Origin of the sequence: Mycetocola zhujimingii, from assembly GCF_003065425.1 — a bacterium.
GTDB lineage: Bacteria > Actinomycetota > Actinomycetes > Actinomycetales > Microbacteriaceae > Mycetocola_A > Mycetocola_A zhujimingii.
Map to the genome: position 1 here is coordinate 3,058,653 of NZ_CP026949.1, position 14,370 is coordinate 3,073,022.

Below are 14,370 nucleotides of genomic sequence, written 5' to 3' on the forward strand. Positions count from 1 at the left end.
GAGGGTAACTCCCCCGCGCACAACCCGCCCGCCCCTCAGACCACGCCGCTCCCGCTGCCGCCGGAAGCTGACGAAGCAGGAGCGCTACTCGTTCTTCGTGCTGAACGCGGCGTCGAAGGCGGCGTCCGGCGCGGGGAAGGCGAACTTGCGCACGAACTCGAGCGCCTCGGGTGCGCCAACCAGGCGATCCATCCCCGCGTCTTCCCACTCAACCGAGAGCGGGCCGTCGTAGCCGATCGCGTTCATCATGCGGAACGCGTCTTCCCAGGGCACGTCGCCGTGTCCGACCGAGATGAAGTCCCAGCCACGGCGCGGATCCGCCCACGGCAGGTGCGATGACAGGCGCCCGTTGCGACCGTTGCCGAGGCGCTTCTTCGTGTCTTTGCAGTGCACGTGGTAGATCCGGTCCTGGAAGTCCCAGAGGAACGCGACGGGGTCGATGTCCTGCCAGACCATGTGCGATGGGTCCCAGTTGAGGCCGAACGCTTCACGGTGACCGATGGCATCCAACGTCCGCACCGTCGTCCAGTAGTCGTACGCGATCTCCGACGGGTGCACCTCGTGCGCGAACCGCACGCCGACCTCGTCGAACACGTCGAGAATCGGGTTCCAGCGGTCGGCGAAGTCCTTGTACCCGGCCTCGATCATCTCCTCGGATGCCGGCGGGAACATCGCGACGTACTTCCAGATCGCGGACCCGGTGAACCCGGTCACGGTCTTCACGCCGAGCTTCGCCGCGAGCCGCGCGGTGTTCTTGAGCTCCTCGGCCGCACGCTGCCGCACGCCCTCGGGGTCACCGTCGCCCCAGACGGCATCCGACACGATGTCGCGGTGCCGCTGGTCGATCGGGTCATCGCACACGACCTGGCCCTTGAGGTGGTTCGAAATGGTCCAGACCTTGAGGTTGTGCTTCTCGAGCAGCGCGAGCTTGCCGGCGACATACTCCTCGTCATCCCAGCGCCACGGGTCGAGGTGATCGCCCCAACAGGCGATCTCGAGCCCGTCATAACCCCACTCAGAGGCGAGGCGAACAACCTCTTCGAACGGCAGGTCGGCCCACTGGCCGGTGAACAACGTGACTGGACGGGTCATGAATTTACTCCTTGGTCGATGTCGATCGAGAGAACGGATGCCGCTGGCTCAGTCGGTGCCGGAGGTCGCGACCCACGAGCTTCCGGACTCGGCGCTCTGCTCGACAGCCTCGAGGACCTGCTGCACCTGCAACCCGTCGGCGAACGACGGTGTCGGCTGGCTGCCCTCGACAACGCTCACCACGAAGTCGCGGGCCTGGTGGCTGAAGCCGTGCTCGTAGCCGAGCATGTGGCCGGTGGGCCACCACGCCTCCATGTACGGGTGCTGCGGCTCCGTGACGAGAATCCGCGTGAAGCCCTGGCGGTCGGCGGGCGCTGTTGCGTCGTAGAAGCCGAGTTCGTTGAGGCTCTCGAGGTCGAACGAGATCGCACCCTTCGATCCGGAGACCTCGATCCGAAACGCGTTCTTCCGCCCGGTCGACATGCGCGTCGCCTCGAACGAGCCGACGGCTCCCCCGTCGAACCGGCCGGTGAACAGCGCGAGGTCGTCCACGGTGACATCACCAAGTTCATCGGATGCTGTTCCGGACAGCCCCGAGACCTCGGCGAGAATCGGGCGCTGCTTGACGAACGTCTCGAGCATGCCGCTCACACTGGTGAGCTTCTGCCCGGTGATGAACTGCGCCAGGTCGATGGCGTGAGCTCCGATGTCGCCCAGTGCTCCCGACCCGGCGAGGTGCTTCTGCAACCGCCAGGCGAGCGGGACCTGGGGATCGACGAGCCAGTCCTGCAGGTAGTTCGCGCGAACCTGGCGGACCTCGCCGATCGCACCGGATGCCACGAGGTCGCGAGCGAACGTCGCTGCGGGAACGCGGCGGTAGGTGAAACCCACCATGGCGTAGACACCCTTGGCCGCGGCCTTCTCGGCGGCGTCGGCCATGGCTCTGGCCTCTTCGACGGTATTCGCGAGTGGCTTCTCGCAGAGAACGTGCTTGCCCGCCTCGAGCGCTGCGATCGCAATGTCGACGTGCGAGTCGCCGGGGGTGACGATGTCGATCACGTCAATATCGTCGCGCGCGACAGCATCCCGCCAGTCCGTTGCCGTTTCGGCCCAGCCGAACTTCTCCGCAGCGGCTTTGGCTGCTTCAGCGTTGCGACCGACGAGTAACGTCATCTCTGGCTCGGCCGGCAGGTCGAAGAACCGCGGTGCGACCCTCCAGCCCTGCGAGTGGGCGGCTCCCATGAAGCCGTAGCCGATCATGGCGATTCGAAGTGGTCGCTTGGCAGTGGTCACAGTGTCTCCGTCTGAGTGTTCCGATCGAGGATCGACGGGGCTGTGCTGGCCAGTGCGGTCCTCGTCGACGCTGCCACGATAACAGAATCCACCACCGTGAAACCGATTTCGTTGCGCTGCACGACATATGCGCTGGTCGCGGGGCGAAAGCACCAGTTGCGGTCGAAAGCATCAGTTGCGCCGGGTGTTCTCGACCGGAACTGATGCCCTCTCGGCCCTGTTCCCCTGCCGACTCGACCGATACGGTTGCCCCAGGCTCAAGCGACCGTCGAAAGGTCCTGAATGACACACCGCCTCCCGGACCCGAGGAGCACACGATGACGGCATCGAACCGGCTGGATCGATACGCGGAGATCGCCAGGGTGCTGAGCCGAAACGGCTTCGGCGCCCTTGCCGGTGGGCTCGGACTCGGGCGGTGGATCAGCCCTGCCGACTCGGCGAGGGCCGAGAAGCGCAACCCGAGCGCCGAGCGCCTGCGCATGGCGCTCGAGGAACTCGGGCCGACCTTCATCAAGGTGGGCCAGCTGCTGTCGACGCGTGCCGATCTCCTGCCACCGGACTACATCGCCGAGCTGTCCAAGCTGCAGTCGAGTGCACCGCCCGTGGCGAGTGCGGTCGTGATGACCGTGATCGAGTCCGAACTCGGCGCGCCGACCTCAGAACTGTTCGCGGAATTCACCGAGGAGCCGCTGGCCAGCGCGTCCATCGGCCAGGCGCACGCCGCCGTGCTGAAGGACGGCACACGCGTCGTCGTCAAAGTGCGGCGCCCAGGTGCCGTGGCGCAGGTCAACGAGGACCTCGAGATTCTGTCCAACCTGGCCAGCCAGGCCACGGCGCGCTGGGACCTCGCCGCCGACTACGACCTGGTCGGGCTCATCGACCAGTTCTCCGTGACCATTCGTGCCGAACTCGACTACCTGACCGAGGCCAGAAATGCCGAACGGTTCGCCGAGAATTTCCGGGACAGCCGGATTCACATCCCCCGGGTCTTCCGCGAAACCACAACATCGAGGGTGCTGACGCTCGAGCGGATCACCGGAGTTCGCGTCGACGACCTGCCCGCACTCGACGAGGCCGGCGTCGACCGCTCCGAGGTCATCGCCCTCGCCGTCGACGCGATCTGCCAGATGGTGTTCGTCGACGGCTTCTTCCACGCAGACCCTCACCCGGGAAACCTGTTCATCGAAACGGACGGCCGGATCGGGCTGATCGACTTCGGCATGGTCGGCTCCATCGACGAGAAGATGCGCGACCATCTCGTCTCCCTCTTCTCGGCGCTTCTCCAGGGCGATCCCGACCACATCGCCTCGGCGGTCCTCACCGTCGCGTCGTCGTCGGCCCATGTGAACCGCCCGCAACTGCGCCGGGACTTCGCCCACTTTATGACCCTCTATTCGGGCAAGGAACTCGCCGAACTCGAGATCGGTGCCATGGTCGCCGAGCTCCTGGGCGTGCTGCGCCGCCACCGGCTGCAGCTCGACCCCCAGCTCGTTCTGCTGCTGCGGATGCTCTCGATGATCGAGGGCATGGGCGTGCGCCTCGATCCCACCTTCCGGCTCAGCATTGCCCTCGAGCCGTATGCAACGCGATTCGCCGCCGAGCGGTTCTCGCCACGGGCGCTCGTCCACCGCGCCTCGGAAATCGGCCGTCAACTCGCGGCGCTCGGCGTCGAACTGCCCCAAAAGCTCCGGATGCTGTCGGATTCGATCGGACCAGACGGCATCGAGATCCAGGTGCGCGCGGAGGGACTCGACCCGATCATGGGCCGGGTCGAGAAGATCGGCAACCGGCTCGTCGTCGCGATGATCGCCTCCGCTCTGATTCGGGGCATCGGCGAGTTCACCGTCTCGGGTGATTCCCGCTGGCGCGCCTGGAGCGAACCGCTCATGCGGCTCGGGATCGGGTCGCTCGGCGCACTCAGTGCGTATCTAGCCGTGTCGGCACGCCACCGCCGCAACCAGCGTTAGGACTGCCTGCTTCCGCAGCGCACCGCACGTGGGCCGCCACCCGGGCACAAAGATGCAGTAACTGCACGATTCGCAGCCAACCCCAAGCATCCGGGCATACTCTCTGGCCATGAGCATCCGCGATATTCCCCTGACCACGATCTCCGGCGGCACCACCACCCTGGCTGAGCACAAGGACAAGGTGGTTGTTGTCGTCAACGTTGCGTCGAAGTGTGGCCTCGCGCCGCAGTACGACGTTCTCGAGGCCATGTACGAGAAGTACCGCGATCGCGGCTTCGTCGTTCTCGGCTTTCCGAGCAACCAGTTCTTCCAGGAGCCGGGCGAGGGTGAGGCCATCGAGGAGTCCTGCCGCATCAACCACGGCGTGACCTTCCCGATCATGCAGAAGATCAGGGTCAACGGCAAGGACGCCGCTCCGCTGTACCAGGAGCTGACCAAGACGCCGGATGCCCATGGCAAGGCCGGCAAGGTCAAGTGGAACTTCGAGAAGTTCGTCATCACGCCCGACGACACCGTGTACCGGTTCCGCCCGATGACGGCCCCCGATGCCCCCGAGATTATCTCGGTCATCGAGGGCGCACTCGCCCCAGCCGCCTGATACGAAAACGGATGCCGTCCCGCACTACGCCGGGACGGCATCCGTTTGTGTAATCAGCGCTATCAACGCTTTCCCCGGGCAATCTCGGTGCCGAGGGCGTCGAGGTGCTGGGTCCAGAACCCGCGGAAGTGCGCGAGCCACTCGTCGACGGCCTGTAGCGGCTCGGCGTCAACGGCGTAGATGCGGCGCCGACCATCGGCTCGCACGGTGGTGAAGCCGTTCTCACGCAGCACCTTGAGGTGTTGCGACACGGCGGGCTGACTGATGCCGAACTCCGCGCTGATGATGTCGACCAGCTCGCCCGCCGGCCGCTCTCCCTCGGCGAGGAGTTCGAGCAGTCGCCGCCTTACCGGGTCGCCGAGAATGTCGAAGGCATGCACTACCCGGTGACGTCCCCCGCGACGCCCTCCGCGGGATCCGGGCCGACCCCGGTGTACGCGGCGAGGCAGCGTGCCGCCGCAGCATCCGCATCCGCTTTCTTCTCCCCCGCCGCGATGTTCGCCTCACGCCACGCCTCGTTGCTCCGCGTCATAAAGCGGATGCCATCGGGCGATTCCATCCACGCCATGGCCTCGGCGGGGTCCATGCTTGCGCCACTCGTGAGGTGGAGGGCAAGGCCGAGGAGCATCGAGTCCCAGCCGATGCCGACGGCGCCAGGCCCGAACTGCTTCCAGTCGGCGTCGTCAACGAGGGCGGTGTGCTCGACCTCGAGGGTCGCGGAGTTCTCGTCGCCGGTCAGCCGCGCGGTGACCCAGCTCACGTCGCCGCCGTACTCCCAGGTCACGTCGAGGGTGTGCGGTTCGACGCACTCGAGAATCTCGCCGCCGGCGTTGCCCTCGAGCTGGTAGTGGCCGCCGACCTTCAGGTCACCGGTGATCGGCATGAGCCAGCGCGAGATGCGGTCGCCCGTCGTGACGGCGTTCCACAGGTCGGCCTGGCTCGTCGGGTAGGTCTGTGAGATGGTCACGACCCGTCCACTTTCACCGTCGACCTCGCGGCGGCTCAAGCGTCGTGTGACGGCGCCGATCTGGGCGCCCGTCTTCTCTGTGAGTTCCGAAGAGTTGATGTCCATGCCGTCAACATATCAAGCGAGACTTATATATGCAAGAGCGGGTGCTCCTCGCCGACCAAGCCGTCTACGCCCCCGCGAGGAAGGCGCCAGCGGCGGCCGACAGCCCGAAGAGGTCGTCGACATGGGCAAGTTCCCGCGAAGAGTGCATCGACAGCAGCGGCACGCCAACGTCCACGACGCGGATCCCGAGCCGGGTCGCCGTCAGCGGTCCGATCGTCGATCCGCACGGCACAGTGTTGTTCGACACGAATTCCTGGTGCGGCACCCGGGCTGCGGCGCACGCGCGTGTCCACAGTGACGCGCCGGCGGCATCCGTCGCGTAGCGCTGGTTGGCGTTAATTTTGAGCAGCGGACCCGAGCCCGCGACCGGGTGGTTGACCGGGTCGTGCTTCTCGGCGTAGTTCGGGTGCACCGAGTGGCCGGCGTCGGCCGAGAGGCACCATGACTCTGCGTAGGCACGCAGCCTGTCAGAAACGGATGCCCCGAGGCCGGCTCCGATCCGCGACAGAACGTCGTCGAGGAAGGGTCCGGCCGCCCCGGACCGCGTCTCGGAACCCAGCTCCTCGTGGTCGAACGCCGCGAGAACGCTGATGTGCTCCGACTTCTCTGGAGCACCAAGCAGAGCGACGAGCCCGGCGTACACCGACGAGAGGTTGTCCATGCGACCGGACGCGAACAGCGAGTCGTTGAGGCCGAACCGGCGTGGCTCCTGCGTGTCGGCGGTGAGGATGTCGTAACCGGCGACATCCCAGCTCTCCACTCCCGCGATGTGCGCGAGGTAACCGATGACATCCGCCGTGCTGACGTCGCCAACGCCGAAAACGGGGGTGGTGTGCCGCTGGCGGTCGAGGGTGAGTCCGGAGTTGGCGTCACGGTCGAGGTGGATGGCGAGCTGCGGGATGCGCAGGAACGGACCGGTTCGCACCAGGTATTCGCGGCCCTCGCGAGTGACGATGCGGCCGGCGAGCTCGAGTTCACGGTCGAGCCATGAGTTGAGCAGCGGCCCACCGTAGACCTCGACCCCGGCCTGAAGCCAGCCGTGTGCGCCGATCGTTGGCTTCGGCTTGAGCTTGAACCCGGGAGAGTCGGTGTGTGCCCCGAGGATCCGAAACGGCGTCGTGGCAACGGATGCCTCCGGCTGGCGCCACGCGATCACAGCACCATCGCGGATGACATACCGTTTTCCCGCTCCGGTCAACCATTCTTCCGATTCGTTCAGTCGCGAGAAACCCGCGACCTCGAGCCGCCGGGCCGTCTCGGCGGCCGCGTGATATGACGACGGGCTCGCGGCGATGAAGCGACCGAAGTCCTCGATATAGGCGGCGACGGAATCGTTATGGGCGTGCGCGTCAGTCATGGTCCCATCCAATCACGGGCTGCGCAGGGCGTATCGCCACTGGCGACCCTACTGCGCGGTGAATCCACCATCGACAACGTATTGGGATCCCGTGACGAACGAGGCGTCATCGGAGAGCAGGAAGAGTGCGACGGCGGCGACTTCTGCGGCGATGCCCAGTCGCCCGATCGGATGCCTGGCCACGAGGGTTGTGCGCACGGCTGGCGTCATTCCCTCCAGGAGAGGCGTGTCGATATAGCCGGGATGGATCGAGTTGATCCGGATGCCCTGGGCGGCACAGCCCAGCGCCGCCGCCCTGGTCATTCCGACGACACCGAGTTTCGCCGCGGCATCCGGGATCGCGTGGGGATCGCCCACCAACCCGAGGATCGAGGAGGTATTGACGATCGCTCCCCCGCCTGCTGCCACTATCGCCGGCACCTGGAAGTGCATTCCGTAGAAGACCGAGTCGAGGTTGATCCGCATCAGGCTGCGGTATGACGCTATGTCGATCTCGGCGACCGCCTCGGTCGGCCCCCAGATGCCGGCGTTGTTGACGGCCAGGTGAAGGGCGCCATAGGTGTCGACGGCTTTCTCGACTGCAGCCCGGACGTCATCGGGGTGCGATACGTCGCCGGCGATGGCCACCGCTGTTCCGCCCGCATGGGTGATTTCCTCAACGACCGACTGGGCAACCTCATGGCGGAGATCGTTGACCACGACGCTCGCCCCCTCGTCGGCGAGCGCCATTGCTATTGCCCTTCCTATTCCGGATCCGCCACCGGTGATGACGGCAATCTTGCCTGTGAATTTCTCGGCCACGATGTTTCTCCACCCCGCTGGGCACCCGAACGGCGAGCCCGTTCTATGGAGGGTTCAGACCACCACACGGCTCCGGATTTGCCACCGGTCATTGGTCCCGGGCGGGGGACGCCACGTGCTCAATCGGGAGGGTCTGGGCGAGCGAGCGGGGTCAGCTCTTCCGCAAGGAAACGAAATCCGGATGCCGATTGAGCGCAGCTTCGCCGGCACTCCCCCAGACAGCGAGCACGGCGATCGATTCGGCGTGCTCACAGATCACGAGCATCGGCGGGCGGTCTGCCAGGCGCAGCAGGACCGCACCCTGAACGAGGTGAACCGCGATAATGCTCGCGTACTGCACATCGGCGAGACCGGTCGAGTCCCGGAGGAGGAACCGCCTGTCCGTTGCCGCGAAGCTCACTTCCCGGGGAGTTTCCCACGCCCTGAGCGCGGCCCTCTCCCCCGGCACACCGTCGGAATCACGGGAGAGCACCAGCGTCCTCGCTGTCGTCATGAGTGTCCGCGTCGCCGGGGTGAGCTGTCGATGATTCGTGATGACTGCTGGCCTGGCGATGAAGACCGGCTCCGTGGCATCCGTCTGGATGTCGGCAGCTTTAGTGGTCTGCGGCAGCAGCCCTTTCGAGAGCGACCACAGCAGGTCGCCGGCCTGTTGGGCACCGGTCGCAGGCGGACGCGCCGCTTCGCGTGCCTCGTGGCGACGGGTGTGGATGGCGCGGATGACGAAGAACAGGCACACGGCAGGCACGAGAATCGCGAGGGCCAGCGACGACTCGGAGATGAACCAGCGGACTGTCGACGCTGGAGCGTCGGATGACTCGGTCGCGATCCAGATCCAGCCGAAGCCAACGAGCGCGGCGAGGCCAATCACCAGGGGCACAAGTGGGCCATGTCGCCGTGTCACAGTCCTAATCTACGGCCTCCACAACCGCTCGGACACCGTCGCTGGAGGTAACGGCGCCAAAACCGCAACCCCTTGCATCGGCACTCGGCTAAGGCCTTGACTTGACGGACATGTCCGAGAGAGGAACCCACCACCATGAGCACTCCAGAAGACAGGGACCGGGCGGCACGAGCCGCGGCGAATAACGACAACAGGTCGTCAGATAACGACACCAGGTCGTCCGAGCCGCTCGCCGCCGTACCCGCTGAGTCGCAGAAGTCCTACCGCGAAGACGTCGTCGCTCGCGAAAAGGAACGCTTCGGCGGAATGAAGTTCGGATCGGCATTCTTCGGCTGGCTGACCGCGACAGGCCTCACCGTGATTCTGACTGCCCTGGTCGCGGCGATCGCCCTCGCCATTGCGGGCGGGGTAGACGACGTCGCGGATGACGCTATGGACGCAGAGCTCGGAGGCGTTCTCATCTCCGCGATCATCGCGCTCGTCATCCTGTTCGTTGCGTACTACTGCGGCGGCTACGTTGCCGGCCGAATGGCGCGGTTTGAGGGCGCGAAGCAGGGAATTGCCGTGTGGCTCTGGGCGCTCATCATCGCGATCGTCGTCGCTATTCTCGGCGCCGTTGCCGGTAACGAGTTCAACATCCTGGCCAACCTCGACGCGTTCCCACGGATCCCGACGAGTGTGGAAGAACTGACCACCAGCGGAATCATCACGGCGCTCCTCGCGCTCGTTGTTTCCCTCGCGGGCGCTGTTCTCGGTGGACTCGCCGGTATGCGTTTCCACCGTCGCGTTGACCGGGCCGGCCTCGGCCGCTAACCACAGGGAGATCACATGCTTGATTCACGAGACGTCGGTGGCATTCAGGGGGCTCCCCTGTTCGGAGCCGACAACGAAAAGATCGGCAACGTCGCGCAGGTGTTTGTCGACCCGGCAACAGGGAGCCCGAACTGGGTCACCATCAAGACCGGGTTCCTCGGCCGCCACGAGTCATTTGTGCCGCTGGCAAACGCCACCTGGGACGGTGAAGTGCTGAGGACGGAACTCGACAAGGAAACCGTGCTTGAGGCTCCGCGCCTGAACGCCGAGGAGGGGTTGAGCCCGCACAACGAAGAAGCGCTCAATCGGTACTTCGGCCTCAGCGATGTCGACAGCGATGGTGGAACCGCGCGTCCGCCGGAAGAGTATCCCGAGCGTACCGAACTGATGGACCAGGCCGCCCAGCGTAAGCGGGAGGAAGAGGCTGCCGGACAGCCCACTGGGTCTCAGCACGGTGACGATCACGGCGTGAGCCACGATTCGTCGCACGGCACAGAGCATGAGCCTGTGCGTGAGGTCGCGTATGTACCGGTACAGGACAACGCGCCGGTCCAGGAGCGCGAGCCAGTGGAACACCGTGAGCCGGTTCAGGAGCACGAGCGGGTTCAGGAGCATGAGTCGGTTCAGGAGCATGAGCCGGTTCAGAACCATCCGGCACCGAACCAGCACCAGAACCAGGACCCGTTGCAGGGCACAACACCGGTTCGGGCGGACGTCCGGGCGGATGCCCTCAATTCAAACGGCGGCCTGGACGACACCATGGGCAACAACGCCGCCGATATTGCCGAACCCGGGGCGGCCGAGGGTGGAGACGCCCGCCGCAGCGGGCCGCGACACGCGGCCCAGCGCGACAGCTCCCGGTAGATATAACGGAAACGGAATGTTATGACTCAAGCAGAATATGAAACGAACCTTGACCAGAACTCCGACCAGAAACCCCATGAGGGTACGACAGAGCAGGCCGCGACAGGCACTGCCGCGACCGACGCCGAGGCGCTCGCGCTTGATCACAAGCGTGCTCTCGACGAAGAAGCCATTGAAGCCGAACACCTGGACTACTTCATGGAGCACGTGTCAGGCCAGGGCTGACGTGCGCACTCGCTGAAGGCACCAGCGAACAGCCAACCCGATGAAGGGCCGCTACCGATTCCCCGGGATCGATAGCGGCCCTTCATCGCGATCGGGATCAAGCCAGGAGCGGTGAAGGTGGCAGAATCGGCCTATGCCGACAAACCTCCTGTTCCTCGCGGACACCCACGTCCCTGCGAGGGCGAAGGAGCTGCCCGCCCAGGTGTGGGCTGCGGTCGATGATGCCGATGTCGTGTTCCACGCCGGCGACTGGATCACGGAGCCGCTTCTCGACCAACTCGAGGAGCGCGCGAGCCGTTTGATCGGCGTTTACGGCAACAACGACGGTGCAGGCCTCCGGCGGCGACTACCCCTCGTCGCGCGGACCGAGATCGACGGCATCCGTTTCGCCATGATTCACGAGACCGGTCAGGCCAGCGGCCGCGAAAAGCGCGCTGACCTGGAGTTTCCCGACGTCGACGTGCTGGTGTTCGGGCACAGTCACATCCCCTGGGACACCACAAGCCCGAACGGACTCCGACTGCTGAACCCCGGTTCACCGACCGACAGGCGTCGCCAGCCGGTCTGCACGTACCTCACCGCGGTCGCCGATGCCGGAGTCCTCAGAAATGTTGAGCTCATTCCCGTCGAACGGAACATCCAGCCGAGCCGGGGGTAAGTCGGGGGCAATTCGCAACCCCTTGAGTCGCCGCCGCAGACCGACCTAGCGTGGTTAGTCCCGACGATCGATTGGAGAATCATGAGCGACGCAACACAGGGCAACACAGGCCATGGCGACGAGGACACCGAGATCAGCGACGGGAGCCAGGCAACCGACGGCGTGACCTCGGAAGGTGGCGTGTGGGGAGTCGGCGACCCCAAGGACGAAGAGGCACTTGCCAAGCAGACCGTCACCAATGACGCGGTCGCCGGTGAGCCGGTCGAGCAGGACGCCGCATTCCTCGACGTTGACGAAGCAGACGTGGAGACCTCGACCTCTGACGTTGCAGGCGGCGAGGATGACTCCGAAAACGACCAGCACCTGTTCAGCAACACGCACGGTGAGGTCGAACCGGGCACAGACAACGAAGACACCACGGTTTCGCAGGTCACCGACGCTCTCGACAGCGACGCGCTGGCGTCGAGCGACTCTCCGGCCGCTGACGAGACCGGATCCGAGCGCTAGAAGCTCAGCTCCCGTCCGTTCGGTTCGACCCGTTCCCTCGCAGGGGACGGGTCGAACTGCGTCGAGCCCGGCGTCAGGAGCACACGCACGGATGCCGCACCTACAATAAGTCGGGAAGGCTGGAGGGCCATTGGACGTCATTGCATTCGGCTCGATAGCGCTCGACCTCGTTCTCGTCATCGCTCTCCTCGGAGCACTCATCCAGGGCTACAGGCGCGGGTTTTTCCGGATCCTCGGCGGAATAGCTGGCATGGTTGCCGGGGGAGTCGCAGCATTCTTCCTCTTCCCGCTCATCGCCACCTGGCTCCCCGAATGGCGGGTTCTCGCGTCGGTTCTCGCGGCGATCCTGCTCATCAGCGTTGGATACACCGTGGGGATCGCCCTCGGCAACGCAATCGGGCAGCCGCTGCACAAGACACCCCTCCGCCTCATCGAGAAGCTCGCGGGCGCACTCGCGAACACCTCGGTCGCGCTCATCGTCATCTCGCTGCTCGCGTTCAGCGCGCAGTCGCTCGGCGCCCCGATCCTCAGCCAGTCACTGGCATCGTCGACGGTGCTCCGGACCGTCGACTCGCTCATGCCGAAACCCGTCGAGTCCTTCCTGGCTCAGTTGCGCACCACGGTGATGAGCGACGGCCTCCCGCGTGTGCTCGAGGCCGTCGGGGTGCCGACAACCTCGCCCGACCTGCCGGCGGTCACACTGGACTCTCCGGCACTGACGACCGCCGCGGCATCCGTCGTTCGAATCACGGGAAATGCGCCGTCGTGCGGCACGGGCAGGGTCGGCAGCGGCTTTGTCGTCGCGGACGACCGGGTCGTGACCAATGCGCACGTTCTCGCTGGCGTGACGGAACTCGTCGTCGAGGCCCCTAATGAACTGCCGCGGTCGGGGCGCATCGTCTACTTCGACCCGGTGGATGATCTCGCGGTGATCGACGTTTCGGGCCTCGACGCCCCGCCGCTGGCGATGTCGGCGACCCTCCCGGCCGGTGCGGAGGCCGCGGTGATGGGGTATCCGTTCGGCGGACCGTTCACCGCCGGGGCCGCCAGCGTTATCGCGCAGGGCGCCACCCTGGTTCCCGACATCTATGGGGCAAATCCCACGTCGCGACAGGTGTACACGCTCGCTGCAGACGTGAAGCAGGGCAACTCGGGTGGACCGCTGCTGTCGACCGATGGCTCCGTTGCCGGCGTCATCTTTGCAAAGTCGGATGCCACGGCGAACGTCGGTTATGCCCTCACGATGGAAGAGGTGCTTCCCGTGATCGCGCAGGCACCGGCGCTCACGACCGCTGTCGGCTCGGGAGCCTGCACGACATAACCACGAGAACGCCCGCGGGAACAACGCTGTGCGTCGTTTCCGCGGGCGAACCGGGGGAGTGGATTAACCCAGGCGGCTAGAGGGCGCTGGCCGACTCGAACCACGGCGGGTGCGCGGCGACCTTGGCCTTGTAGTCGGTCGACTCGAGCATGCCCTTGACGGCTTCGCGCACGGACACCGTGGCGACACCGATGACGGAAATGGCATCGAACGGAACGCTGGTTTCGACGAGGACTTCTGCCTCGAGGATCGCTCCGGACTCTTCCTCTGTCCGAAGCTTGCGCAGCATCCGTTCAGCGCTGTCCTTCGTTGATTCCAGGCGCGTGACCGCACCGGAGGCGTCGCCGTCTGTGACGACGATGTTGGAGTATCCGGGTTCGCTCACGTCGCGGACCTTCTTGATCGAGCTCACGAGCACGACGAAGTCGTTGACGGCGGAACCACGGGCTTCGCTCGACAGACGAGGGTCGGCGGCATCCGATCGGAGGCTTTCCCAGAGGCTGGCGTTCGGGCTCAGGAAGAAGGGGACGTAATCGGCGACGGTCGCGGTGCCACCCCGCGATACCAGGGTCGCGCGGCGCTTCTCGCGGTTCTCGGGCGACGAGATGTCAACGCGGGGGTCCGCTGACACTGAGTCGGCGAGCAGCACGCCGGCGGCCAGCATCTTCTCGAGGTTGGAGATGTGCGTCACGTGATAGATGCGCAGCTCTTCGATGTCGATCGCGGAGACCGCTGCGGCCTTCGAGCCGGCTGTTGCTGCCGTACGCAGGCTGGTGGTGCGTGGTCGCGGTGCGCGCTTGGGAGGGGCGACGACCGTCGGTGTCGGTGGGGCTTTAGGGAAGCAGGTGGCACATGCTCCGTTTTCGAAACCGTGCTTACATTCGTTGCTCAAGGCAAACCTTTCAGGAAAACGTGGCCTGCGCAGAGCGCCAGAGCGGGGGACTCGGTGCCACCTCTCTAC

16 protein-coding genes are annotated in these 14,370 nt (G+C 65.6%); 8 read left to right on the forward strand and 8 right to left on the reverse strand.

What is annotated here, in order from left to right; all coding sequences use genetic code 11:
* Nucleotides 1-84 precede the first annotated feature (84 nt).
* Nucleotides 85-1,092 (reverse strand): sugar phosphate isomerase/epimerase family protein, encoded by a 1,008-nt coding sequence (locus C3E77_RS14640; RefSeq protein ID WP_108392668.1) that lies wholly within the window; start codon nucleotides 1,090-1,092, stop codon nucleotides 85-87.
* Nucleotides 1,093-1,140: 48 nt separating this feature from the next.
* Nucleotides 1,141-2,292: a Gfo/Idh/MocA family protein gene (locus C3E77_RS14645; protein ID WP_108393432.1), complete on the reverse strand. Its 1,152-nt coding sequence runs from the start codon at nucleotides 2,290-2,292 to the stop codon at nucleotides 1,141-1,143.
* A gap of 350 nt (nucleotides 2,293-2,642) precedes the next feature.
* Between C3E77_RS14645 and C3E77_RS14650 the strand changes: the two genes are divergently transcribed.
* Nucleotides 2,643-4,292 (forward strand): ABC1 kinase family protein, encoded by a 1,650-nt coding sequence (locus C3E77_RS14650; RefSeq protein WP_108392670.1) that lies wholly within the window; start codon nucleotides 2,643-2,645, stop codon nucleotides 4,290-4,292.
* A 109-nt stretch (nucleotides 4,293-4,401) separates the two neighbouring features.
* Entirely contained in the window at nucleotides 4,402-4,890 is a 489-nt protein-coding gene (locus tag C3E77_RS14655) for a glutathione peroxidase (RefSeq protein WP_108392672.1), read from the forward strand.
* Between the two features lie 62 nt (nucleotides 4,891-4,952).
* On the opposite strand, the gene C3E77_RS14660 is transcribed toward C3E77_RS14655, so the two are convergent.
* The 5 genes from C3E77_RS14660 to C3E77_RS14680 all read right to left on the reverse strand — a co-directional run bounded on the left by C3E77_RS14660 (nucleotide 4,953) and on the right by C3E77_RS14680 (nucleotide 9,021).
* Nucleotides 4,953-5,270, reverse strand: a complete 318-nt coding sequence (locus tag C3E77_RS14660) for an ArsR/SmtB family transcription factor (RefSeq protein ID WP_108392674.1) — start codon at nucleotides 5,268-5,270, stop codon at nucleotides 4,953-4,955.
* A complete protein-coding gene (locus tag C3E77_RS14665; protein ID WP_108392676.1) occupies nucleotides 5,270-5,962 on the reverse strand; it encodes an SRPBCC family protein in 693 nt (230 codons plus the stop codon). The genes C3E77_RS14660 and C3E77_RS14665 overlap by 1 nt, the downstream gene beginning before the upstream one ends.
* A gap of 64 nt (nucleotides 5,963-6,026) precedes the next feature.
* The gene (locus C3E77_RS14670; protein ID WP_108392678.1) at nucleotides 6,027-7,319 is read right to left on the reverse strand and encodes a M18 family aminopeptidase; all 1,293 of its coding nucleotides are present in this window, start codon (nucleotides 7,317-7,319) and stop codon (nucleotides 6,027-6,029) included.
* A 48-nt stretch (nucleotides 7,320-7,367) separates the two neighbouring features.
* Complete coding sequence (locus tag C3E77_RS14675; RefSeq protein WP_198412234.1) at nucleotides 7,368-8,123, reverse strand: SDR family NAD(P)-dependent oxidoreductase; 756 nt, start codon at nucleotides 8,121-8,123, stop codon at nucleotides 7,368-7,370.
* Between the two features lie 148 nt (nucleotides 8,124-8,271).
* Complete coding sequence (locus C3E77_RS14680; protein ID WP_162925037.1) at nucleotides 8,272-9,021, reverse strand: MscL family protein; 750 nt, start codon at nucleotides 9,019-9,021, stop codon at nucleotides 8,272-8,274.
* A 135-nt stretch (nucleotides 9,022-9,156) separates the two neighbouring features.
* On the opposite strand from C3E77_RS14680, the gene C3E77_RS14685 reads away from it, so the two are divergent.
* The 6 genes from C3E77_RS14685 to C3E77_RS14710 all read left to right on the forward strand — a co-directional run bounded on the left by C3E77_RS14685 (nucleotide 9,157) and on the right by C3E77_RS14710 (nucleotide 13,409).
* Complete coding sequence (locus C3E77_RS14685; RefSeq protein WP_108392684.1) at nucleotides 9,157-9,834, forward strand: hypothetical protein; 678 nt, start codon at nucleotides 9,157-9,159, stop codon at nucleotides 9,832-9,834.
* Between the two features lie 15 nt (nucleotides 9,835-9,849).
* The gene (locus C3E77_RS14690) at nucleotides 9,850-10,698 is read left to right on the forward strand and encodes a PRC-barrel domain-containing protein (protein ID WP_108392686.1); all 849 of its coding nucleotides are present in this window, start codon (nucleotides 9,850-9,852) and stop codon (nucleotides 10,696-10,698) included.
* 21 nt (nucleotides 10,699-10,719) lie between these two features.
* Entirely contained in the window at nucleotides 10,720-10,923 is a 204-nt protein-coding gene (locus C3E77_RS14695) for a hypothetical protein (RefSeq protein WP_108392688.1), read from the forward strand.
* 133 nt (nucleotides 10,924-11,056) lie between these two features.
* On the forward strand, nucleotides 11,057-11,581 hold the full coding sequence (locus C3E77_RS14700) for a metallophosphoesterase family protein (protein WP_108392690.1): 525 nt from the start codon (nucleotides 11,057-11,059) through the stop codon (nucleotides 11,579-11,581).
* A gap of 81 nt (nucleotides 11,582-11,662) precedes the next feature.
* Complete coding sequence (locus tag C3E77_RS14705) at nucleotides 11,663-12,088, forward strand: hypothetical protein (protein ID WP_108392692.1); 426 nt, start codon at nucleotides 11,663-11,665, stop codon at nucleotides 12,086-12,088.
* A gap of 130 nt (nucleotides 12,089-12,218) precedes the next feature.
* The gene (locus C3E77_RS14710) at nucleotides 12,219-13,409 is read left to right on the forward strand and encodes a MarP family serine protease (RefSeq protein WP_234031230.1); all 1,191 of its coding nucleotides are present in this window, start codon (nucleotides 12,219-12,221) and stop codon (nucleotides 13,407-13,409) included.
* A gap of 76 nt (nucleotides 13,410-13,485) precedes the next feature.
* Here the strand turns inward: C3E77_RS14710 and C3E77_RS14715 are convergent, their stop codons facing one another.
* Nucleotides 13,486-14,301, reverse strand: coding sequence for a DarT ssDNA thymidine ADP-ribosyltransferase family protein (locus C3E77_RS14715; RefSeq protein ID WP_108392694.1), 816 nt, complete (start codon nucleotides 14,299-14,301; stop codon nucleotides 13,486-13,488).
* Nucleotides 14,302-14,370: the final 69 nt, after the last annotated feature.

Coding starts and splice junctions, on each gene's coding strand:
- C3E77_RS14655 (WP_108392672.1), top strand. CDS start 4,402: ATGAGCATCCGCGATATTCCCCTGACCACGATCTCCGGCGGCACCACC.
- C3E77_RS14685 (WP_108392684.1), top strand. CDS start 9,157: ATGAGCACTCCAGAAGACAGGGACCGGGCGGCACGAGCCGCGGCGAAT.
- C3E77_RS14700 (WP_108392690.1), top strand. CDS start 11,057: ATGCCGACAAACCTCCTGTTCCTCGCGGACACCCACGTCCCTGCGAGG.
- C3E77_RS14705 (WP_108392692.1), top strand. CDS start 11,663: ATGAGCGACGCAACACAGGGCAACACAGGCCATGGCGACGAGGACACC.
- C3E77_RS14665 (WP_108392676.1), bottom strand. CDS start 5,962: ATGGACATCAACTCTTCGGAACTCACAGAGAAGACGGGCGCCCAGATC.
- C3E77_RS14640 (WP_108392668.1), bottom strand. CDS start 1,092: ATGACCCGTCCAGTCACGTTGTTCACCGGCCAGTGGGCCGACCTGCCG.
- C3E77_RS14670 (WP_108392678.1), bottom strand. CDS start 7,319: ATGACTGACGCGCACGCCCATAACGATTCCGTCGCCGCCTATATCGAG.
- C3E77_RS14695 (WP_108392688.1), top strand. CDS start 10,720: ATGACTCAAGCAGAATATGAAACGAACCTTGACCAGAACTCCGACCAG.
- C3E77_RS14650 (WP_108392670.1), top strand. CDS start 2,643: ATGACGGCATCGAACCGGCTGGATCGATACGCGGAGATCGCCAGGGTG.
- C3E77_RS14690 (WP_108392686.1), top strand. CDS start 9,850: ATGCTTGATTCACGAGACGTCGGTGGCATTCAGGGGGCTCCCCTGTTC.
- C3E77_RS14645 (WP_108393432.1), bottom strand. CDS start 2,292: ATGATCGGCTACGGCTTCATGGGAGCCGCCCACTCGCAGGGCTGGAGG.